We start from the raw sequence: 21,903 nt of genomic DNA, 5'->3' as shown, positions 1-21,903 counted from the left end.
AAAGGCCGTGTTCCGATGCGCAGTTCGAGACTGCCCTTCGCCCTCGCCCTCTCCGTGCTCCTCGTTCCGCTGGCCAGTGGGTGCGGCGGGAGCGCGGCCGGGGCGGACGGCCCCAAGACCGTGACGGTGACCGTCGGCTACCAGTCCAAGACCATCAACACCGTCACCGCCGGCACCCTGTTGCGCTCCCTCGGCTACTTCGAGCAGGAGCTCGCGGAGCGCGGCCGGCGGGACGGGGTCGCGTACAAGGTGGACTGGCAGGACTACGCCACGGGCGCGCCCATCACCGCCCAGATGACCGCCGGGAAGATCGACATCGGCTCGATGGGCGACTTCCCGCTGCTGATCAACGCGGCGCGCGGCAAGGAGCTGGGGCAGCCGACCCGGCTCGTCTCCGTGACCGGCTACAACCTGCGCGGCGGCCTCAACACGATCGTCACCGCGCCCGGCGCGACCTACGCCTCGCTGGCCGATCTGCGCGGCAAGAGGGTGTCGACCTCGGTCGGCTCGGCCGCGGACGGGACCCTCGTACGGGCCCTGCGGCGCGCCGGCATCGATCCCGCGAGCGGCATCCAGAAGCTCAACCAGCAGCCCAGCGTGGGGGCTTCGGCCCTCCAGGCGGGCAGTGCGGACGCGCTGTCGCAGTTCGTGGCCTGGCCCGGGCAGCTCGCGTACGAGGGGAAGGCCAAGGCCCTGTACGACGGGGCCGAGCTGAACCTGCCGACCTTCCACGGGGTCACGGTGCGGCAGGAGTTCGCGGAGCAGCGGGCCGGCGTACTGGACGACTTCCTGCGGGCGCAGCGCAAGGCGACCGAGTACCTGCGGACGCAGCCGGTCGCGGCGGCGGAGTCGGTGGCGAAGGAGACCGGGCTGCCGGCGGAGGTCGTGTACCTCTACAACGGCGCGAACGGGATCGCGACCTTCGACCCGGCGCTGCGGCCGGAGCTGCTGGCGGCGCTGAAGGAGGACGTACCGGTCCTCAAGGACGCGAAGCTGGTCGGGGACGTGGACGTGGACGCGTTCGTGGACCCGGCGCCGCTCAAGAGGGCCGCGGCGGAGCCCGATTACCCGGCGGCGGCGCCCGCCCGCCCCGAGCTGTGGCTGAGGAACGAGCCGGCCACGCGGACGTTCGACACCCCGGCGGCCCTGCTGAAGGCCCTGAAGGGCGCGGGCGCTTCGGGGGTCCGGGCGGCGTACGTGCCGGACGCGGTGACCGGGACCCCGTGGTTCGCCGACAAGGCGGTGTGGGTGGCGGAGGGCGCCGAGCTGCGGGCGTTCGTCACGCCGGCGGGCGCGAAGTCGTACGTCGACCAGCACGGGGGATCCGGGGCGCGGATCGTGGGCTTCGCCGAAGCCGAAGGCATCGCGTCGTGACCCCGGGGCGCAGGCTGCTGCGGCTGGCTTCGCTCGGGGCGGCCCTGGTGGCGTGGCAGCTGCTGACTTCGCTGGACGTCGAATTCTGGCTCCGCTTCGGGCAGTTCCCGACGGTGACGCGGGTGGCGTCGAAGCTGGTGGAGCGGGCCTCGACGGCGCCGTACTGGCAAGACCTCTTCTCCAGCCTGCGCAGGATCGTGTCGGGCTTCGCTCTGGCGGCGGCCTCGGGGGTGGCGGTGGGCACCGCGATCGCCCGCTCGCGGGTGGCGGCGGACGTGCTCGGCCCGGTCCTGGAGGTCGTGCGCCCGATCCCGGCCATCGCGCTGGTCCCGGTGGCGATCCTCCTCTTCCCCTCGAACGAGCAGGGAATCGTGTTCATCACGTGCGCGGCGGCGTTCTTCCCGGTGCTGGTCTCCACGCGCCACGCGGTGGCGGCGCTGTCGCCGGTCTGGGAGGAGGCGGCCCTCACGATGGGCGCGTCGCGGGCGCGCGTGCTGCTGTCGGTGATCCTCCCGGGCTCCCTCCCCGGTGTCTTCGGGGGTCTGTCGGTCGGGATCGGGGTGTCGTGGATCTGCGTGATCTCGGCGGAGATGATCTCGGGAGAGTACGGCGTCGGCTACCGCACCTGGCAGGACTACACGGTGGTGGACTACCCGGGGGTCTTCGTCGGCATGGCCACGATCGGCGCCCTGGGCTGGCTCACGTCGACGGCGGTGGAGCGGCTGGGACGCCTCCTGACCCGATGGCTCCCGACCCGCGCCGAACGCCCCTCCGCAGGCCCGCCCGCCGGGCACTCCCGACAGCCGGACGGCGCGCGGCGCCATGTCAGCCCCGTCGGCGTTCGAGGCGCCGGGGGTCCCCGACCGGCATTCGACCACGCACAGGAGGTCCCCTGATGTCCGCACATGCGGCCCCACCCACCACCCGCGTCCCTGCCGCCGCGGCCACGGCACCGCGGCCCGGCTCGGCCCTCCGGCTCGACGGCGTGCGGCTCGGCCGGCCCGGCGGGAGCGCCGTCCTCGACCGGCTCGACCTCGACATCCGGCCCGGCGAGGTGCTTGCCGTCGTCGGGCCCTCCGGATGCGGGAAGTCCACACTGCTGCGCACCCTCGCCGGGCTGCTGCCCCCGCTCGCCGGCACCGTCACGCAGGACGGAACCCCGATCACCCGGCCCGACGCCGACCGGGCGCTCGTCTTCCAGGACGACGCCCTGCTGCCGTGGCGCACCGTACGGGGGAACCTGGAACTGCCCCTCCTCATCCGGCGCGTGCCCCGCGCCGAGCGGCGCCGGACCGCCGAGGACTGGCTGGCGCGCGTCGGACTCACCGATCACGCCCTCAGGCTTCCCCACCAGCTCTCCGGCGGCCAGCGCCAGCGCGTCCAGCTGGCCCGCGCCCTCGCCGCGCGCCCCCGCGCCGTCCTCATGGACGAGCCCTTCGGCGCGCTCGACGCCCAGACCCGCGCCGGGATGCAGGACCTCCTGGTCGAGGTCCTCGCCGGCACCGGGGCGACGGTCGTCTTCGTCACCCACGACGTGGACGAGGCCCTGTTCGTGGGCGACCGCGTCGCCCTCCTCGCCACCGGTGCGGTGCTCGACGTACCGGCTCCGCGCGACCGGTCCGCGGATCACCCGGCCCTCCGCCGCCGGATCCTCGCCTCCCTGTGACCTCCGAGACCTCCGAGACCTCCGACCACCCCCGAAGGGCAACCCCCACCATGGACATCCCCGCACTCGCCGACGCCGAGGAACTCTCCTGCGACGTCCTCGTCATCGGCGGCGGCACCGCCGGCACGATGGCGGCCCTGACCGCCGCCGGCCGCGGCGCGCGGGTCCTGCTGCTGGAGAAGGCCCACGTACGCCACTCCGGCGCCCTCGCCATGGGCATGGACGGGGTCAACAACGCGGTCGTTCCCGGCCGCGCCGAGCCCGACGACTACGTAGCGGAGATCACCCGCGCCAACGACGGCGTCGTCGACCAGTCCACGGTCCGCCGGACCGCCACCCGCGGCTTCGCGATGGTGCAGCGCCTGGAGTCGTACGGCGTGAAGTTCGAGAAGGACGAACACGGCGAGTACGCGGTCCGCCGGGTCCACCGCTCCGGCTCGTACGTACTGCCCATGCCCGAGGGCAAGGACGTCAAGAAGGTCCTCTACCGGCAGCTGCGCCGCCGCGAGATGCGCGAGCGGATCCGGATCGAGAACCGGGTGATGCCGGTACGGGTCCTCACCTCGCCCGAGGACGGCCGGGCCATCGGCGCCGCCGCCTTCAACACCCGTACCGGCGCCTTCGTGACGGTCCGCGCGGGCGCCGTGATCCTGGCGACCGGCCCCTGCGGCCGGCTCGGACTCCCTGCCTCCGGATACCTGTACGGGACGTACGAGAACCCCACCAACGCCGGTGACGGCTACGCCATGGCCTACCACGCGGGCGCGGCCCTCACCGGGATCGAGTGCTTCCAGATCAACCCGCTGATCAAGGACTACAACGGACCGGCGTGCGCGTACGTCGCCAACCCCTTCGGCGGCTACCAGGTCAACCGGCACGGGGAGCGGTTCGTCGACTCCGACTACTGGTCGGGGCAGATGATGTCGGAGTTCGCGGCCGAACTCGCCTCGGACCGGGGGCCGGTGTACCTCAAGCTCAGCCACCTGCCCGAGGAATCGGTCTCCGCCCTCGAATCGATCCTGCACACCACCGAGCGGCCGACCCGCGGCACCTTCCACGAGGGCCGCGGCCACGATTACCGCACGCACGACATCGAGATGCACATCTCGGAGATCGGACTGTGCGGGGGCCACTCGGCGTCGGGCGTGCGCGTCGACGACCACGCGCGCACCACCGTGCCGCGGCTGTACGCGGCCGGGGACCTGGCCTCCGTACCGCACAACTACATGATCGGGGCGTTCGTCTTCGGCGACCTGGCCGGCGAGGACGCGGCGCAGTACACCGCGTACGAGGGCCCGCTCCCGGCGGAGCAGGTGGCGGCGGCGCACGAGCTGGTCTACCGGCCGCTGCGCCGCCCGGACGGGCCGCCGCAGCCGCAGGTGGAGTACAAGCTGCGGCGGTTCGTCAACGACTACGTGGCCCCGCCGAAGACGGGCGCGAAGCTGTCGCTGGCCGTGGAGGCCTTCACCCGTATGGGCCGCGAGATCGAGGAGATGGGGGCGCGGACCCCGCACGAGCTGATGCGGTGCGCGGAGGTGTCCTTCATCCGGGACTGCGCGGAGATGGCGGCGCGGGCCTCGCTGGCGCGAACGGAGTCCCGCTGGGGCCTGTACCACGAGCGGCTCGACCACCCGGAGCGCGAGGACCCGGCCTGGCTGCACCACCTGGACCTGCGCAAGTCGGCGTCGGGGGCGATGGAGTTCACGGCCCGCCCGGTGGAGCCGTACGTGGTCCCCGTCCCCGAATTCGCCCCGCAGGGCGGCCCCTCCCGCCACCTGGGCGAGGTCGAACTGGTCGGCGTGGCGACGGCGGGACCGCGCGGGGCGGCCCCGCTCCCGGGCCGGGATCCGGAATCCACGACGCCCTCCGAGGCCTCCCCCGCCGGGGCGGGGGCCGGGGCCGGTGCCGATGCCGGGGCCGCGTCCGGGGCCGGGGAGGCCGGCGGCGCCTCGCCCCGGATCCTCGAACTCCTCGCCCTGGCCGAGGAGTCCCCGGACCTGGCGGTCCTGCGCCCGTACCTCACCGACCCCGATCCGGCCGTACGGGCCACAGCGGTGACGGCGATCGGCGAAACCGTTCCGGCGGGGGCGGGCCCGGAGCTGGCGGCCCGCCTCGGCGATGCGGATCCGGCCGTACGGGCTGCCGCCGCGGCCGCGCTGCGGGAGCTGCTGGAGGTGCTGCCCGGGGACCCGGAACTCGGGGCCGCCCTGCGCGCGGCGCTCCCCGTGCCGGACCCGGTGGTGCGCGCCGCCGCCCTGGAGGCCCTACGCGCGCTGCGGCTCGGCGGGGCCGCCCTGTACGCGCAGTCCCTGGCGGACCCCGACCCGGAGGTCCGTATCCATGCCGTACGGGCGCTGGTCTCGGTGGACGCCGTCGAGGCCCTCGGGCGGGCCGTCGCCGATCCGGCCCGGGAGGTCCGGGTCGCGGTGGCCAAGGGTCTCGCGGCGGTCCACGCCCCGGCCCCCGCCCCGCTGGACCCCCTCCTCGCGGACCCCGACCCGCTGGTCCGGGCCGCGGCCCTGGCGGCGCTGGCCGCCACGGGCTGCCCGGACGGCTACGCGGCCAGGGCGGTGGCGGCCCTGGCCGACCCGGCCTGGCAGGTCCGCGCGGGCGCCGCCACCGCCCTCTCGGCGGCCGACCCCGACACGGCCGTCGCCCCCCTGGCCGCGGCCCTGAAGGACGACAACGCGGACGTCCGCAAGGCCGCCGTCCTGTCCCTGCGCACCCACCGCACCGTCCCGGAGGCCCGCACGGCTCTGGCCACGGCCGCCTCCGACCCCGACGCGGATGTCCGCGCATATGCCACTCGCCACTGACAGGGTCAACATTCCGGGCCCGTTCACACGCGTGGACGGGCCCGGAAGGATCACCGGCGATACTCCGGCGATACTCCGGCGAGCCCGGGAGACTCCCCTGCATGGAACCCGAGGACATCGAGTCGGCATATCGCCGGCCGATCCCCCCTCCACCGGGGCTGGAGGTCATGCGCGAGTTCACGATCGACATCGACCGTCACAACCGGCCCGAGCCCGATGTCATCGTGGTCGACGAAGCCGCCATCCAGAGCATGGAGCAGACCCGCCTTCCTGCGGAGTTCGTGCGGCTCGCCGTCGAGGTCGTCTCCCTCGATTCCGTCCCGCGCGACCGGCACAGCAAGCCGCTCAAGTACGCCCGCGCCGAGATCCCGCACTTCTGGCGGGTGGAGAACAACGACGGCCGAGCCGTGGTCTACGTCTACGAACTCGACCCGGCCACCAAGGCGTACGTCGCCACCGGCACCTTCCGCGACCGGCTCAAGGTTTCGGTGCCGTGCGGCATTGACCTCGACCTCACGGCCGCCCGGTAAGGAAACGCACCTGGGCCCGGCTCCCCCAAGGGAGCCGGGCCCAGGGACAGCCGGTCAGCGGACGAACGTGCTCGCCTGCCCCGCCAGGTCCAGGAAGTACTGCGGGGCCACGCCCAGGACCAGGGTCACCGCCACGCCCACCGCGATCGTCGTCATCGTCAGCGGCGAGGGGACGGCCACCGTGGGGCCGTCCGCCTTCGGCTCGCTGAAGAACATCAGGACGATCACCCGGATGTAGAAGAACGCGGCGATCGCGGACGAGATCACACCGACCACGACCAGCACCCCGGCGCCGCCCTCCGCCGCCGCCTTGAACACGGCGAACTTGCCGGAGAAGCCCGAGGTCAGCGGGATGCCGGCGAAGGCCAGCAGGAACACCGCGAAGACCGCCGCCGTCAGCGGCGAACGACGGCCCAGGCCGGCCCACTTGGACAGGTGCGTGGCCTCCCCGCCCGCGTCGCGCACCAGCGTGATCACCGCGAAGGCGCCGATCGTCACGAAGGAGTAGGCGAGCAGGTAGAAGAGGACGGACTGGACGCCCTGCGCCGACGTCGCGATCACACCGGCCAGGATGAAGCCCGCGTGCGCGATCGAGGAGTACGCCAGCAGCCGCTTGACGTCGGTCTGGGTCACCGCGATCACGGCACCCGCCAGCATCGTCAGGATCGCCACGCCCCACATCACCGGCCGCCAGTCCCACCGCAGGCCCGGGAGGACCACGTACAGCAGCCGGAGCAGCGCGCCGAACGCGGCCACCTTCGTCGCCGCCGCCATGAAGCCCGTGACCGGGGTCGGGGCGCCCTGGTAGACGTCCGGGGTCCACATGTGGAACGGGACCGCGCCTACCTTGAAGAGCAGGCCCGTCAGGATCAGCGCCCCGCCGATCAACAGCAGCGCGTCGTTGCCCATGGTGTCGGCGAGCGCCGGGTCGATCTTGGTGACCGTGCCGTCGACCACGTCGGCGATCGCCGCGTACGAGACCGAGCCCGCGTACCCGTAGACCAGGGCGATGCCGAACAGGAGGAAGGCCGAGGAGAAGGCGCCGAGCAGGAAGTACTTGACCGCCGCCTCCTGCGACATCAGCCGCTGGCGGCGGGCGACGGCGCAGAGCAGGTAGAGCGGGAGGGAGAAGACCTCCAGGGCCACGAACAGCGTCAGCAGGTCGTTGGCCGCCGGGAAGATCAGCATGCCGGAGACCGCGAACAGCGCCAGCGGGAAGACCTCGGTCGTGGTGAAGCCCGCCTTGACGGCGGCCTTCTCGCTCTCGCTGCCCGGTACGGACGCCGCCTGCGCGGCGAAGGAGTCCACCCGGTTGCCGTGGGCGGCCGGGTCCAGGCGCCGCTCGGCGAAGGTGAAGACCGCGACGATCGCGGACAGCAGGATGATGCCCTGCAGGAACAGCGCCGGGCCGTCCACGGCGACGGCGCCCATCGCCGCGATGTGCGCCTTGTCGCCGGCGTACCCGCCGGCGGCGAGGCCGACGACCGCCGCGAAGGCCGAGGCCAACGCGGCGACGGCGAGGAACACCTGGATGTAGTAGCGGGACCTGCGCGGTACGAAGGCCTCGACGAGGACTCCGAGGACCGCCGCGCCCAACACGATCAGCGTGGGCGCGAGCTGCGCGTACTCGATGTGGGGGGCCGGGATCCGGTCGACCGGCTCCCCGGCCGCCAGCGTCAGCAGCCCTTGGGCAGCAGCCATCGTGCTCACTTCGCCGCCTCCCCGTTCTTGGCCTCGACGGCCACCTGTGGCTTCGGGTCCTTCTCGTGCACGTCGGACATGGTGTGCTCCACCGCCGGGTTGACGATCTGGGTGAGCGGCTTCGGGTACACGCCCAGCCCGATCAGCAGCACGATCAGCGGGGCGACCACCAGCACCTCGCGCAGGCGCAGGTCCTTCATGGTGCGGACCCCCTCCTTGACGGGGCCGGTCATCGTGCGCTGGTAGAGCACCAGGGTGTAGAGCGCGGCCAGCACGATGCCGATGGTGGCGATGATGCCGATGACGGGGTACCGGGCGAACGTACCGACCAGGACCAGGAATTCACTGACGAAGGGCGCGAGGCCCGGCAGCGACAGGGTGGCGAGGCCACCGATCAGGAAGGTGCCGGCCAGTACCGGGGCCACCTTCTGCACACCGCCGTAGTCGGCGATGAGCCGGGAGCCGCGGCGCGAGATCAGGAAGCCGGCCACCAGCATCAGCGCGGCCGTCGAGATCCCGTGGTTGACCATGTACAGCGTCGCGCCCGACTGCCCCTGGGTGGTCATCGCGAAGATGCCCATGATGATGAACCCGAAGTGGGAGATCGACGCGTACGCGACCAGCCGCTTGATGTCCCGCTGCCCGACCGCGACCAGCGCGCCGTAGACGATGCTGATCAGGGCCAGGACGAGGATGGCCGGCGTGGCCCACTTGCTGGCGTCGGGGAACAGTCCGAGGCAGAAGCGGAGCATCGCGAACGTGCCGACCTTGTCGACGACCGCGGTGATCAGGACGGCGACCGGGGCGGTGGACTCGCCCATCGCGTTCGGCAGCCAGGTGTGCAGCGGCCACAGCGGGGCCTTCACCGCGAAGGCGAAGAAGAAGCCGAGGAACAGCAGCCGCTCGGTGTTGGTCGCCATGTCGAGCGTGCCCGCGGCGCGGGCTGCGGTGATCTCCTGGAGCGAGAAGTTCCCGGCGACCACGTACAGGCCGATGACGGCGGCCAGCATGATGAGGCCGCCGACCAGGTTGTAGAGGAGGAACTTGACCGCCGCGTACGAGCGCTGCGCGGCCGCGTTCTCATCGGACCCGGCGTGGGCCCGGTCCCCGAAGCCGCCGATGAGGAAGTACATCGGGATGAGCATGGCTTCGAAGAAGATGTAGAAGAGGAAGACGTCGGTGGCCTCGAAGGAGATGATCACCATCGCCTCGACCAGCAGGATCAGGGCGAAGAAGCCCTGCGTCGGCCGCCAGCGCGAGTTCGCCGGGGATTCGGTCTCCAGCGGGTCGGCGTCGTGCCAGCCGGCCCCGATCACGAACGGGATCAGCAGGGCGGTGAGCGCGATCAGCGCCACCCCGATGCCGTCGACGCCCAGTTCGTAGCGGACGCCGAAGTCGGGGATCCAGGCATGCGATTCGGTGAGCTGGTAGCGGGCGCCACCGGGCTCGAAGCGGACCGTGACGAGCGCGGCCAGGGCCAGCGTCGCCAGGGAGAAGACCAGCGCCAGCCACTTGGCGGCGGTCCTGCGGGCGGCCGGGACGGCTGCCGTCAGGACGGCGCCGACCGCGGGGACCACGGCCGTCACCGTCAGAAGCGGGAAACTCATCTCACACCGCCCTCATCAGCAGGGTCGCGGCGATGAGGATCGCCGTGCCCCCGAACATCGAGACCGCGTAGCTGCGGGCGTAGCCGTTCTGCAGCTTGCGCAGCCGGCCCGAGGCCCCGCCGACCGAGGCGGCCGTCCCGTTGACCACCCCGTCGACCAGGCTGTGGTCGACGTACACGAGCGAGCGGGTCAGGTGCTCCCCGCCGCGCACCAGCACGACGTGGTTGAAGTCGTCCTGGTACAGGTCCTTGCGGGCCGCCCGGGTGACCCAGCTGCCGCGCGGGGCGACGACCGGGACGGGCTTCCTGCCGTACTGGACGTAGGCGAGGCCCACGCCGATGAGCAGGACCACCACCGTCGAGGCGGTGATGGCGGCGGCTCCGATCGGCGGGTTCCCGTGCTCGAAGGAGGTGACGGGCTCCAGCCACTTCACGAAGGACTCGTTGAAGCTGAAGAGGGCACCGGCGAAGACCGATCCGAAGGCCAGGACGACCATCGGGAGGGTCATGGACTTCGGGGACTCGTGCGGGTGCGGCTCGTGGCCCTCGGCGTCCGGCTGCCAGCGCTTCTCGCCGAAGAAGGTCAGCAGCATCACGCGGGTCATGTAGAACGCGGTGATGGCCGCGCCCAGCAGGGTGACCGCGCCGAGGATCCAGCCCTCGGTGCCGCCCTTGGCGAAGGCCGCCTCGATGATCTTGTCCTTGGACCAGAAGCCCGACAGGCCCGGGAAGCCGATGATGGCGAGGTAGCCGAGGCCGAAGGTGACGAAGGTGATCGGCATGAACTTGCGCAGGCCGCCGTAGCGCCGCATGTCCACCTCGTCGTTCATCCCGTGCATCACGGAACCCGCGCCGAGGAAGAGGCCGGCCTTGAAGAAGCCGTGCGTCACCAGGTGCATGATCGCGAAGGCGTAGCCGATGGGGCCGAGGCCCGCGGCCAGGATCATGTACCCGATCTGCGACATCGTCGACCCGGCGAGGGCCTTCTTGATGTCGTCCTTCGCGCAACCGACGATCGCACCGAAGAGGAGCGTGACCCCGCCGACCACGACGACCGCGGTCTGCGCGTCCGGCGCGGCGTTGAAGATCGCACCGGAGCGGGTGATGAGGTACACGCCGGCGGTGACCATCGTCGCCGCGTGGATCAGGGCCGAGACCGGGGTCGGGCCCTCCATCGCGTCACCGAGCCAGGACTGGAGCGGCACCTGGGCCGACTTGCCGCAGGCGGCGAGCAGCAGCATCAGGGCGACCGCCGTCAGCTTGCCCTCCGTCGCGTTCCCCACCGAGGCGAAGACCGGTCCGAAGGCGAAGGTCCCGAAGGTGGTGAACAGCAGCATGATCGCGATCGACAGGCCCATGTCGCCGACCCGGTTGACCAGGAAGGCCTTCTTCGCGGCGGTCGCCGCGCTGGGCTTGTGCTGCCAGAAGCCGATGAGCAGGTACGAGGCGAGGCCGACGCCCTCCCACCCGACGTACAGCAGCAGGTAGTTGTCGGCGAGGACCAGCAGCAGCATCGCCGCGAGGAACAGGTTCAGGTAGCCGAAGAAGCGGCGGCGGCGCTCGTCGTGCTCCATGTACCCGATCGAGTACACGTGGATGAGCGTGCCCACGCCGGTGATCAGCAGGACGAACGTCATCGACAGCTGGTCCAGCTGGAAGGCGACGTCCGCCTGGAAGCCCTCGACCGGGATCCAGGTGTACAGCTTCTGGTACAGGGTCCGGTCGTCGGCGCCGCGTCCGAGCATGTCGGTGAACAGGGCCACGCCGATGCCGAAGGAGGCGGCGGCGAGCAGGGTGCCGAGCCAGTGGCCGGCCTTGTCGAGGCGCCGGCCGCCGCACAGCAGCACCGCCGCTCCGAGCAGGGGCGCCGCGATCAGCAGCCCAATCAGATTCTCCACTGTGAGCGCCCCTTACAGCTTCATCAGGCTGGCGTCGTCGACCGAGGCCGAGTGGCGGGTACGGAAGAGCGACACGATGATCGCGAGGCCCACCACGACCTCCGCGGCGGCGACGACCATCGTGAAGAAGGCGATGATCTGGCCGTCGAGGTTGCCGTGCATCCGGGAGAAGGCCACGAACGCGAGGTTGCAGGCGTTGAGCATGAGCTCGACGCACATGAACAGCACGATCGCGTTCTTCCGGATGAGCACTCCGGCCGCGCCGATGGTGAACAGCAGGGCGGCCAGGTACAGGTAGTTGACCGGATTCACTTCGATGCCTCCTCACGGCCGAGGCGCTCCGCGGACGCCTGCTCCAGCGCCTTCAGGTCGTTCAGCGCCTCGCTCGACACGTCCCGGATCTGGCCGCGGGCGCGCAGCGTCTTGTTGACGGTCAGCTCGGACGGGGTGCCGTCCGGCAGCAGGCCGGCGACGTCCACCGCGTTGTGCCGGGCGTAGACGCCGGGCGCGGGCAGCGGCGGGAGCTGGACGCCCTCGCGCACGCGCCGCTCGGCGAGCTCGCGCTGCGTGGCGGCCCGCTCGGTGCGCTCGCGGTGGGTGAGGACCATCGCACCGACGGCGGCCGTGATCAGCAGCGCGCCGGTGATCTCGAAGGCGAACACGTACTTGGTGAAGATCAGCGTGGCCAGCCCCTCCACGTTCCCGGCGGAATTGATCCGGCCGAGCCCGTTGAAGTGGGTCAGCTTGGCGTTGGCGAGGCCCGCGATCAGCAGGACGCCGAAGCCGAGCCCGCACAGGACGGCCATCCAGCGCTGCCCCTTGAGGGTCTCCTTCAGCGAGTCGGCGGCGGTGACGCCGACGAGCATGACCACGAAGAGGAAGAGCATCATGATCGCGCCGGTGTAGACGATGACCTGGACCACGCCCAGGAAGTACGCCCCGTTGGCGAGGTAGAAGACCGCCAGGATGATCATCGTCCCGGCCAGGCTCAGCGCACTGTGCACGGCCTTCTTCATCAGGATCGTGGACAGCGCGCCGATGACGGCGACGGTGCCGAGGATCCAGAACTGGACCGCCTCACCCGTGGAGGTCGAGGTGGCCGCCGCGAGGGCGCTCATGCCTGCACCTCCTCGGCATCGGGCGCGGCCGCGGTCTCGCCCTTGGAGACCGCCACCTGCCGGACCGTCCCCGGAGCCGCCCCCGTCACCAGCCCGCGGTAGTAGTCCTGCTCGTCCGTGCCCGGGAAGATCGAGTGCGGCGACTCCACCATGCCCTCGGTGAGGCCCGCGAGCAGCTGCTCCTTGGTGTAGATGAGCGATTCGCGGCTGGAGTCGGCCAGTTCGAACTCGTTCGTCATCGTCAGTGCCCGCGTCGGGCAGGCCTCGATGCACAGCCCGCACAGGATGCAGCGGGCGTAGTTGATCTGGTAGACCCGCCCGTACCGCTCACCCGGGGAGTACCGCTCCTCCTCGGTGTTGTCCGCGCCCTCCACGTAGATGGCGTCGGCGGGGCAGGCCCAGGCGCACAGCTCGCAGCCGATGCACTTCTCCAGGCCGTCCGGGTGCCGGTTCAGCTGGTGTCGTCCGTGGAAGCGCGGAGCGGTGGTCTTCTGCTGCTCGGGGTACTGCTCGGTGAGGCGCTTCTTGAACATGGCCTTGAAGGTCACGCCGAAGCCGGCCACCGGGTTCTGCCACTTCTCGCCCTGTTCGGCATCAGACTTGTCAGACATTCTCAGCACCCTCCTCTCGGTCACTGTCAGTATTCATCCCGCCACTGACAATCAGCTCCCGCTCACTGCGAGGCCGCCTGCGCGGTACGGGTGCCAGGTGCTGGCCGGGCTTGGGCGGTACGGGGAACCCGCCCGCCAGCGGGTCGAACGGCTCGGCCCCGGCGGCCTCGTCGGCCTGCTCGGCGGCCACCTTCTCCTTCCGGTCACGGAAGAGGTCCGCGACGAAGGACAGCAGCAGGATCGCGACGACCGCGCCGCCGACGTACAGGACGATCTCCGAGAAGTCGTAACTCTCGTTGCGCAGCGCCCGGACGGTCGCGACCAGCATCAGCCAGACCACGGAGACCGGGATCAGCACCTTCCAGCCGAGCTTCATCAGCTGGTCGTAGCGCACGCGGGGCAGCGTGCCGCGCAGCCAGATGAAGAAGAAGAGCAGCAGCTGGACCTTGATGACGAACCAGAGCATCGGCCACCAGCCGTGGTTCGCGCCCTCCCAGTACGTGGAGATCGGCGCGGGGGCGCGCCAGCCGCCGAGGAAGAGGGTGACCGAGACCGCCGAGACGGTGACCATGTTGACGTATTCGGCCAGCATGAACAGCGCGAACTTGATGGAGGAGTACTCGGTGTTGAACCCGCCGACGAGGTCGCCCTCGGACTCGGGCATGTCGAACGGCGCGCGGTTCGTCTCGCCGACCATCGTGATGACGTAGATGATGAACGAGACCGGCAGCAGCACGATGTACCAGCGGTCCGCCTGCGCCTCCACGATCGCCGAGGTCGACATCGACCCGGAGTAGAGGAAGACCGAGGCGAAGGCCGCGCCCATCGCGATCTCGTACGAGATCATCTGCGCGCAGGAGCGCAGGCCGCCGAGCAGCGGGTACGTCGAGCCCGAGGACCAGCCGGCCAGGACGATGCCGTAGATGCCGACCGAGGCGACCGCGAGGATGTAGAGCATCGCGATCGGCAGGTCGGTGAGCTGCATCGTGGTGCGCTGGCCGAAGATCGAGACCTCGTCGTCGGCCGGGCCGAACGGGATCACCGCGATGGCCATGAAGGCCGGGATCGCCGCGATGATCGGGGCCAGGACGTACACCACCTTGTCGGCCCGCTTGACGATGAGGTCTTCCTTGAGCATCAGCTTCACACCGTCGGCGAGCGACTGGAGCATGCCCCAGGGGCCGTGCCGGTTGGGGCCGATGCGCAGCTGCATCCAGGCGACGACCTTGCGCTCCCACACGATGGAGAAGAGCACGGTCACCATCAGGAAGGCGAAGCAGAACACCGCCTTGACGACGACGAGCCACCAGACGTCCCTGCCGAACAGGGAGAGGTCCTCGGCCGCGAGCTGTACCGCGTTCACGCGCCCACCTCCGCAGGGGTGCCGCTGCCGTCGGCCGGCGTCGCCGGGCCGATCCGTACGAGGGTGCCCGGGTGGGCCCCGGTGTCGGCGAGGACGCCGTGCCCGGTGGAGTTCAGCGGGAGCCAGACCACCCGGTCGGGCATCTCGGTGATCCGCAGCGGGAGTTCCACGGAGCCGGCCGGGCCGGTCACCGCGAGGACGTCGCCGTCCTTGACCCCGGTCTCGGCGGCCGTGGCGGCCGACAGCCGGGCGCTCGCCTCGTGCCGGGTGCCGGCCAGGGCGTCGTCGCCCTCCTGGAGCCGGCCCAGGTCGAGCAGGAGCCGGTGGCCCGCGAGGACCGCCTCGCCCTCTCCGGGGCGGGGCAGCGGCGCGGTGTCCGCGGACTGCTCGGCGGCGCGCTCCCCGGCCCACGGGCCGAGCGCGTCGAGCTCGCGGCGTACGGCGTGTACGTCGGGCAGCGCGATCGGCCGGTCGGCCGCGTCGGCCAGCATGTGCAGCACGCGGGCGTCGGCGGGGGCGAGCCGGCGGGTCATCTGGTCGGGCTTGAGTGCGGCCTCGAACGGCCGGACCCTGCCCTCCCAGTTGATGAACGCGCCGGCCTTCTCGGCGACGGCCGCCACGGGCAGGACCACGTCCGCGTGGTCGGTGACCTGGCCGGGCCGCAGTTCCAGCGAGACCACGAAGGCCTCCTGGAGGGCGACCAGCGCCCGGGCCGGGTCCGGCAGGTCGGCGACCTCGACGCCCGCGACCAGCAGGGCGGAGAGCTCGCGCCCGGCGGCGGCTTCGACGATCTGGCCGGTGTCGCGGCCGTAGCGGTGCGGGAGTTCGTCCAGCCCCCAGGCGGTGGCGACCTCGGCGCGGGCTCGCGGGTCGGTGGCCGGACGGGCCCCCGGCAGCAGCGACGGCAGGGCGCCCGCCTCGACGGCGGCCCGCTCGCCGGCCCGGCGCGGGATCCACACGAGCTGCGCTCCGGTGGCGGCGGCGGCCCGTACGGCGGCGGTCAGCGCGCCGGGCACGCCCGCCAGGCGCTCCCCGACGACGATGACCGCACCGGCCTGGCGCAGCGCGTCGGCGGCCTCGGCCCCGCCGGCCTCCAGGCCGGTCCGGGAGGCCAGGGCGGCCAGCCACTCGGACTCGGTGCCGGGGGCGGCGGCCAGCAGGGTGCCGCCCGCCTTCTCCAGGCCGCGGGTGGCGAACGGGGCGAGGGCGAAGGTCCGCTGCTTGTGCTTGCGGTGGGCCTTGCGCAGCCGCAGGAAGACGCCGGGGGCCTCCTCCTCGGACTCGATGCCGGCGAGCAGGACGGCGGGCGCCGCCTCCAGCTTCGCGTACGTCACACCGCGGCCGTCGAGGTCCTTGCCGGTGCCGGCCACGGTGGCGGCCAGGAACTCGGCCTCCTCCGCGCTGTGGATCCGGGCCCGGAAGTCGATGTCGTTGGTGTCGAGGACGACACGGGCGAACTTGGCGTACGCGTACGCGTCCTCGACGGTGAGCCGCCCGCCGGTCAGCACCCCTGCCCGGCCGCGCGCGGCGGCGAGTCCGGCGGCCGCGGCCTCCAGGGCCTCGGGCCAGCTCGCCGGGGCGAGGATCCCGTCGGCGCCGCGTACCAGCGGGGTGGTGAGCCGGTCCGGGCGCTGTGCGTAGCGGAACCCGAAGCGGCCCTTGTCGCAGATCCACTCCTCGTTGACCTCGGGGTCCTCGGCGGCCATCCGGCGCAGCACCTTGCCGCGGCGGTGGTCGGTCCGGGTCGCGCAGCCGCCCGCGCAGTGCTCGCACACGCTCGGGGAGGAGACGAGGTCGAACGGGCGGGAGCGGAACCGGTAGGCGGCCGAGGTGAGGGCGCCGACCGGGCAGATCTGGATGGTGTTGCCGGAGAAGTACGACTCGAAGGGGTCGCCCTCGGCGATGCCGACCTGCTGGAGCGCGCCGCGCTCCAGGAGTTCGATCATCGGGTCGCCCGCGACCTGCGTGGAGAACCGGGTGCAGCGCGCGCACAGTACGCACCGCTCGCGGTCCAGCAGCACCTGGGCGGAGATGGGTACCGGCTTCTCGTACGTGCGCTTCTTGCCCTCGAAACGCGAGTCGCTCTGCCCGTGGGACATCGCCTGGTTCTGCAGCGGGCACTCGCCGCCCTTGTCGCAGACCGGGCAGTCCAGCGGGTGGTTGATGAGCAGCAGCTCCATCACCCCGCGCTGGGACTTCTCGGCGACCGGGGAGGTCAGCTGCGTCTTGACGACCATGCCGTCCGTGCAGGTGATGGTGCAGGAGGCCATCGGCTTGCGCTGGCCCTCGACCTCGACGATGCACTGGCGGCAGGCGCCGACCGGGTCGAGGAGGGGGTGGTCGCAGAACCGGGGGATCTCGATGCCGATCTGCTCGGCGGCCCGGATGACCAGGGTCCCCTTGGGCACCGAGAGTTCGATGCCGTCGATGGTCAGGGAGACCAGGTTCTCGGGTGGTACGGCAGCCTCTCCGCCACCGGTCGGAGCATTAGTGGTGACGGTCATGCGTTCACCTCCGTGTCAGCCCAGAGGGTCGACTTCTTGGGGTCGAAGGGGCAGCCCTTGCCCGTGATGTGCTGCTCGTACTCCTCGCGGAAGTACTTGAGCGAGGAGAAGATCGGGCTGGCGGCGCCGTCGCCGAGCGCGCAGAACGACTTGCCGTTGATGTTGTCGGCGATGTCGTTCAGCTTGTCGAGGTCCGACATGACGCCCTTGCCGGCCTCGATGTCGCGCAGCAGCTGGACCAGCCAGTAGGTGCCTTCGCGGCAGGGGGTGCACTTGCCGCAGGACTCGTGGGCGTAGAACTCGGTCCAGCGGGTGACGGCCCGCACCACGCAGGTCGTCTCGTCGAAGCACTGCAGCGCCTTGGTGCCGAGCATGGAGCCGGCCGCGCCGACGCCCTCGTAGTCCAGCGGCACGTCCAGGTGCTCGGCCGTGAACATCGGGGTGGAGGAGCCGCCCGGGGTCCAGAACTTCAGCCGGTGCCCGGGGCGCATCCCGCCGCTCATGTCGAGCAGTTGGCGCAGGGTGATGCCGAGCGGGGCCTCGTACTGGCCGGGGCCGGCGACGTGCCCGGAGAGCGAGTACAGGGTGAAGCCGGGGGACTTCTCGGTGCCCATCGCCTTGAACCAGTCCTTGCCCCGGTTCAGGATCGCGGGAACCGAGGCGATCGACTCCACGTTGTTGACGACAGTGGGGCACGCGTAGAGCCCCTCGACGGCGGGGAAGGGGGGACGCAGCCGGGGCTGACCGCGCCGGCCTTCGAGGGAGTCGAGGAGTGCCGTCTCCTCACCGCAGATGTACGCGCCCGCCCCCGCGTGCACCGTGATGTCGAGCTTCAGTCCGCTCCCGAGAACGTTCTCCCCGAGGTAGCCGGCCTCGTACGCCTCGCGCACCGCCTCGTGCAGGCGCCGCAGCACCGGCACGACCTCGCCGCGCAGGTAGATGAAGGCGTGCTCCGACCGGATCGCGTAGCAGGCAATGATCATTCCCTCGATGAGGGAGTGCGGATTGGCGAAGAGAAGGGGGATGTCCTTGCAGGTTCCCGGCTCCGACTCGTCCGCGTTCACGACGAGGTAGTGCGGCTTTCCGTCGCCCTGCGGGATGAACTGCCACTTCATTCCGGTGGGGAAGCCCGCGCCGCCGCGGCCGCGCAGACCGGAGTCCTTCACGTATGCGATGAGGTCGTCCGGGGTCATCGCGAGCGCCTTGCGCAGGCCCTCGTACCCCTCGTGCCGCCGGTAGGTCTCCAGCGTCCACGACTGCGGCTCGTCCCAGAAGGCCGACAGCACGGGCGCCAGCAGCTTCTCCGGGGCACCGTTCTCATGCATTTCGGCAGTCACCGTCATCACTCCCCCTCCTCGGTGGCAGCAGAAGCCTCACCACGCGGGTGCACGACCTTGCCGAGCTGCGGGGTCTCGCCGCGCGCGATGCGCAGCCCGATCAGGGAGGCGGGGCCGGCGCCGCCGCTCGCCTCGACCGCGCCCTCGCGCTCGTCCGGGAAGCCGGCCAGGATCCGGGCCGTCTCCTTGTACGTGCACAGCGGCGCGCCCCGGGTCGGCGCGACGGGCCGGCCGGCGATCAGGTCGTCGACCATGGCCTTGGCGGACTCGGGGGTCTGGTTGTCGAAGAACTCCCAGTTGACCATCACCACGGGGGCGTAGTCGCAGGCCGCGTTGCACTCGATGTGCTCCAGCGTGACCTTGCCGTCCGGGGTGGTCTCGTTGTTGCCCACCCCGAGGTGCTGCTTGAGCTCGTCGAAGATCGCGTCGCCGCCCATGACCGCGCACAGGGTGTTCGTACAGACGCCGACCTGGTAGTCGCCCGAGGCCTTGCGCCGGTACATCGTGTAGAAGGTGGCCACGGCGGTGACCTCGGCGGTGGTCAGGCCCAGCACCTCGGCGCAGAACCGGATGCCGGTGCGCGAGACGAAGCCCTCCTCGGCCTGGGTCAGGTGCAGCAGCGGCAGCAGCGCGGACCGGCTGTCGGGGTAGCGGGCGATGATCTCGGCGGCATCGGCTTCGAGCCGAGACCGTACGTCCGCCGGGAAGTCGGGCGCCGGTAGCTGGGGCATGCCCAGACTGACGTCGGTCATCGGTCGACGCCTCCCATCACGGGGTCGATGGAGGCGACGGCGACGATGACGTCGGCGACCTGGCCGCCCTCGCACATCGCGGCCATGGCCTGCAGGTTGGTGAAGGACGGGTCGCGGAAGTGGACCCGGTAGGGGCGGGTGCCGCCGTCGGAGACGACATGGACTCCGAGCTCGCCCTTGGGCGACTCGACGGCCGCGTACACCTGCCCGGCCGGTACCCGGAAGCCCTCGGTCACCAGCTTGAAGTGGTGGATGAGGGCCTCCATGGAGGTGCCCATGATGTTCTTGATGTGGTCGAGCGAGTTGCCGAGGCCGTCCGGGCCCATCGCGAGCTGCGCCGGCCAGGCGATCTTCTTGTCGGCGACCATGACCGGGCCCGGCTCCAGCCGCTCCAGGCACTGCTCGACGATCCGCAGGGACTGGCGCATCTCCTCCAGGCGGATCAGGAACCGCCCGTACGAGTCGCAGCTCTCGGTGGTCGGCACGTCGAACTCGTACGTCTCGTACCCGCAGTACGGATCCGACTTGCGCAGGTCGTGCGGCAGGCCGGCGGAGCGCAGGATCGGGCCGGTGGCGCCCAGCGCCATGCAGCCGGTGAGGTCGAGGTAGCCGACGTCCTGCATGCGGGCCTTGAAGATGGGGTTGCCGGTGGCGAGCTTGTCGTACTCCGGCAGGTTCTTCTTCATGGTCTTGAGGAAGTCGCGCAGCTGGTCGACGGTGCCCGGGGGCAGGTCCTGGGCGAGGCCGCCGGGGCGGACGAACGCGTGGTTCATGCGCAGGCCGGTGATCAGCTCGAAGATGTCGAGGATCAGCTCGCGGTCCCGGAACCCGTAGATCATGATCGTGGTCGCGCCCAGCTCCATGCCGCCGGTGGCGATGCACACCAGGTGGGAGGAGAGCCGGTTGAGCTCCATCAGCAGGACGCGGATGACGGTGGCGCGGTCCGGGATCTGGTCGGTGATGCCGAGCAGCCTTTCGACGCCGAGGCAGTACGCCGTCTCGTTGAAGAACGGCGTCAGGTAGTCCATGCGCGTCACGAAGGTGGTGCCCTGCGTCCAGTTCCGGAATTCGAGGTTCTTCTCGATGCCGGTGTGCAGGTAGCCGATGCCGCAGCGGGCCTCGGTGACCGTCTCGCCGTCGATCTCCAGGATCAGCCGGAGCACGCCGTGGGTGGAGGGGTGCTGCGGGCCCATGTTGACGACGATCCGCTCGTCGTCGGCCCTCGTCGCGGACTGGACGATCTCGTCCCAGTCGCCGCCGGTGACGGTGTAGACGGTGCCTTCGGTGGTCTCCCGGGAGGCCGCGTGGTCCGAGGAGGCGTTGTTTGACGTTGACATCAGCTGTACGACCTCCGCTGGTCGGGAGCCGGGATCTGGGCGCCCTTGTACTCGATGGGGATGCCGCCGAGCGGGTAGTCCTTGCGCTGCGGGAAGCCCTGCCAGTCGTCCGGCATCATGATCCGGGTGAGCGCCGGGTGCCCGTCGAAGACCAGGCCGAAGAAGTCGTACGTCTCGCGCTCGTGCCAGTCGTTCGTCGGGTAGACGGAGACGAGCGACGGGACGTGCGGGTCGGCGTCCGCGACCGAGACCTCCACGCGCACCACCCGGCCGTGGGTGATCGAGCGCAGGTGGTAGACGGCGTGCAGCTCGCGGCTCTTGTCGTCGGGGAAGTGGACGCCGGAGACGCCGGTGCAGAGCTCGAAGCGCAGGGCCGGGTCGTCGCGCAGGGTCTTCGCGACGCGGACGAGGTGCTCGCGGGCGATGTGGAGCGTCAGCTCGCCCCGGTCGACGACGACCTTCTCGATCGCGTTCTCCGGGAGCAGATCCTGCTCCTCCAGGGCCCCTTCGAGCTCGTCGACGACCTCGTCGAAGTACGAGCCGTACGGGCGGTGGCTCGCGCCGGGCATGGCCACGGTGCGGACGAGGCCGCCGTAGCCGCTGGTGTCGCCGCCGCCCCCGGCGCCGAACATGCCCTTGCGGACGCCGATCACCTCAGGGCCGCCGGCGGAACCCCGCGGGGCAGGAACGTTGTTCCCGTTGCCGTTGTCTTCGGTGCCGGGGGAGGTCTCGCTCACCGGAGCAGCCCCTTCATCTCGATCGTGGGGAGGGCCTTGAGGGCCGCCTCCTCCGCCTCGCGCGCCGCCTCTTCCCGGTTCACGCCGAGCTTCCCGCCCTGGATCTTCTGGTGGAGCTTGAGGATCGCGTCGATCAGCATCTCGGGGCGCGGCGGGCAGCCGGGGAGGTAGATGTCCACCGGGACGATGTGGTCGACGCCCTGGACAATCGCGTAGTTATTGAACATTCCGCCTGAAGATGCGCAAACCCCCATGGAGATGACCCATTTGGGAGCGGGCATCTGGTCGTACACCTGCCGCAGCACCGGCGCCATCTTCTGGCTGACCCGCCCGGCCACGATCATCAGATCGGCCTGGCGCGGGGATCCGCGGAAGACCTCCATGCCGAAGCGGGCCAGGTCGTACCGGCCCGCTCCGGTGGTCATCATCTCGATGGCGCAGCAGGCCAGGCCGAAGGTCGCGGGGAACACGGATGACTTGCGCACCCAGCCCGCGGCCTGTTCGACGGTGGTCAGCAGAAAGCCGCTCGGCAGCTTCTCTTCCAGTCCCATGG

General features: G+C 71.1%; 17 protein-coding genes and 1 pseudogene. 5 read left to right on the top strand and 13 right to left on the bottom strand.

The features are described 5' to 3' along the window. Positions 1-15 precede the first annotated feature (15 nt). The 5 genes and pseudogenes from ACIQU4_RS40860 to ACIQU4_RS40840 form a co-directional block, all read left to right on the top strand. Positions 16-1,374: an ABC transporter substrate-binding protein gene (locus tag ACIQU4_RS40860; RefSeq protein WP_403742532.1), complete on the top strand. Its 1,359-nt coding sequence runs from the start codon at positions 16-18 to the stop codon at positions 1,372-1,374. Next, complete coding sequence (locus ACIQU4_RS40855; RefSeq protein ID WP_403742529.1) at positions 1,371-2,270, top strand: ABC transporter permease; 900 nt, start codon at positions 1,371-1,373, stop codon at positions 2,268-2,270. The genes ACIQU4_RS40860 and ACIQU4_RS40855 overlap by 4 nt, the downstream gene beginning before the upstream one ends. Continuing rightward, the gene (locus tag ACIQU4_RS40850; RefSeq protein WP_403742526.1) at positions 2,270-3,040 is read left to right on the top strand and encodes an ABC transporter ATP-binding protein; all 771 of its coding nucleotides are present in this window, start codon (positions 2,270-2,272) and stop codon (positions 3,038-3,040) included. Before ACIQU4_RS40855 ends, ACIQU4_RS40850 begins: the two co-directional genes overlap by 1 nt. 50 nt (positions 3,041-3,090) lie before the next feature. Further along, positions 3,091-5,856, top strand: coding sequence for a fumarate reductase/succinate dehydrogenase flavoprotein subunit (locus ACIQU4_RS40845; RefSeq protein WP_403742563.1), 2,766 nt, complete (start codon positions 3,091-3,093; stop codon positions 5,854-5,856). A gap of 149 nt (positions 5,857-6,005) precedes the next feature. Then, positions 6,006-6,386: pseudogene (locus tag ACIQU4_RS40840) on the top strand (Uma2 family endonuclease); the annotation flags it as partial. A 54-nt stretch (positions 6,387-6,440) separates the two neighbouring features. On the opposite strand, the gene nuoN reads toward ACIQU4_RS40840, so the two are convergent. Genes nuoN through ACIQU4_RS40775 form a run of 13 tightly spaced genes read right to left on the bottom strand, consistent with a single transcriptional unit; the run spans position 6,441 to position 21,901 of the window. Beyond that, positions 6,441-8,087, bottom strand: a complete 1,647-nt coding sequence (nuoN, locus tag ACIQU4_RS40835; protein ID WP_403742560.1) for an NADH-quinone oxidoreductase subunit NuoN — start codon at positions 8,085-8,087, stop codon at positions 6,441-6,443. 5 nt (positions 8,088-8,092) lie between these two features. After that, positions 8,093-9,694, bottom strand: a complete 1,602-nt coding sequence (locus tag ACIQU4_RS40830) for an NADH-quinone oxidoreductase subunit M (RefSeq protein ID WP_403742524.1) — start codon at positions 9,692-9,694, stop codon at positions 8,093-8,095. Between the two features lies 1 nt (position 9,695). Next, entirely contained in the window at positions 9,696-11,591 is a 1,896-nt protein-coding gene (nuoL, locus tag ACIQU4_RS40825; RefSeq protein ID WP_403742521.1) for an NADH-quinone oxidoreductase subunit L, read from the bottom strand. 12 nt (positions 11,592-11,603) lie between these two features. Next, positions 11,604-11,903, bottom strand: a complete 300-nt coding sequence (nuoK, locus tag ACIQU4_RS40820; protein ID WP_030864698.1) for an NADH-quinone oxidoreductase subunit NuoK — start codon at positions 11,901-11,903, stop codon at positions 11,604-11,606. Then, positions 11,900-12,709 carry an NADH-quinone oxidoreductase subunit J gene (locus ACIQU4_RS40815; RefSeq protein WP_403742518.1) on the bottom strand — a complete coding sequence of 270 codons (810 nt, stop codon included), beginning with the start codon at positions 12,707-12,709 and terminating at the stop codon, positions 11,900-11,902. Before ACIQU4_RS40815 ends, nuoK begins: the two co-directional genes overlap by 4 nt. After that, the gene (nuoI, locus tag ACIQU4_RS40810) at positions 12,706-13,320 is read right to left on the bottom strand and encodes an NADH-quinone oxidoreductase subunit NuoI (RefSeq protein ID WP_385580391.1); all 615 of its coding nucleotides are present in this window, start codon (positions 13,318-13,320) and stop codon (positions 12,706-12,708) included. Before nuoI ends, ACIQU4_RS40815 begins: the two co-directional genes overlap by 4 nt. After that, positions 13,313-14,683, bottom strand: a complete 1,371-nt coding sequence (nuoH, locus tag ACIQU4_RS40805; protein ID WP_403742516.1) for an NADH-quinone oxidoreductase subunit NuoH — start codon at positions 14,681-14,683, stop codon at positions 13,313-13,315. The genes nuoI and nuoH overlap by 8 nt, the downstream gene beginning before the upstream one ends. Beyond that, positions 14,680-17,187 (bottom strand): NADH-quinone oxidoreductase subunit G, encoded by a 2,508-nt coding sequence (locus ACIQU4_RS40800; RefSeq protein WP_403742514.1) that lies wholly within the window; start codon positions 17,185-17,187, stop codon positions 14,680-14,682. Before ACIQU4_RS40800 ends, nuoH begins: the two co-directional genes overlap by 4 nt. Further along, positions 17,184-18,530: an NADH-quinone oxidoreductase subunit NuoF gene (nuoF, locus tag ACIQU4_RS40795; protein ID WP_403742512.1), complete on the bottom strand. Its 1,347-nt coding sequence runs from the start codon at positions 18,528-18,530 to the stop codon at positions 17,184-17,186. The genes ACIQU4_RS40800 and nuoF overlap by 4 nt, the downstream gene beginning before the upstream one ends. After that, positions 18,530-19,276: an NADH-quinone oxidoreductase subunit NuoE gene (gene nuoE, locus ACIQU4_RS40790; RefSeq protein WP_403742509.1), complete on the bottom strand. Its 747-nt coding sequence runs from the start codon at positions 19,274-19,276 to the stop codon at positions 18,530-18,532. The genes nuoF and nuoE overlap by 1 nt, the downstream gene beginning before the upstream one ends. Further along, the gene (locus ACIQU4_RS40785; protein ID WP_403742507.1) at positions 19,273-20,613 is read right to left on the bottom strand and encodes an NADH-quinone oxidoreductase subunit D; all 1,341 of its coding nucleotides are present in this window, start codon (positions 20,611-20,613) and stop codon (positions 19,273-19,275) included. Before ACIQU4_RS40785 ends, nuoE begins: the two co-directional genes overlap by 4 nt. Then, complete coding sequence (locus tag ACIQU4_RS40780) at positions 20,613-21,350, bottom strand: NADH-quinone oxidoreductase subunit C (protein WP_403742504.1); 738 nt, start codon at positions 21,348-21,350, stop codon at positions 20,613-20,615. Before ACIQU4_RS40780 ends, ACIQU4_RS40785 begins: the two co-directional genes overlap by 1 nt. Further along, positions 21,347-21,901 carry an NADH-quinone oxidoreductase subunit B family protein gene (locus tag ACIQU4_RS40775; protein WP_266626589.1) on the bottom strand — a complete coding sequence of 185 codons (555 nt, stop codon included), beginning with the start codon at positions 21,899-21,901 and terminating at the stop codon, positions 21,347-21,349. The genes ACIQU4_RS40780 and ACIQU4_RS40775 overlap by 4 nt, the downstream gene beginning before the upstream one ends. Positions 21,902-21,903 lie beyond the last annotated feature (2 nt).

Source organism: Streptomyces sp. NPDC090741, assembly GCF_044769045.1.
Classification (GTDB): Bacteria; Actinomycetota; Actinomycetes; order Streptomycetales; family Streptomycetaceae; genus Streptomyces.
The sequence above is the reverse complement of the archived record's forward strand: the minus strand, read 5'-3'. Positions and strand labels throughout refer to the sequence as shown.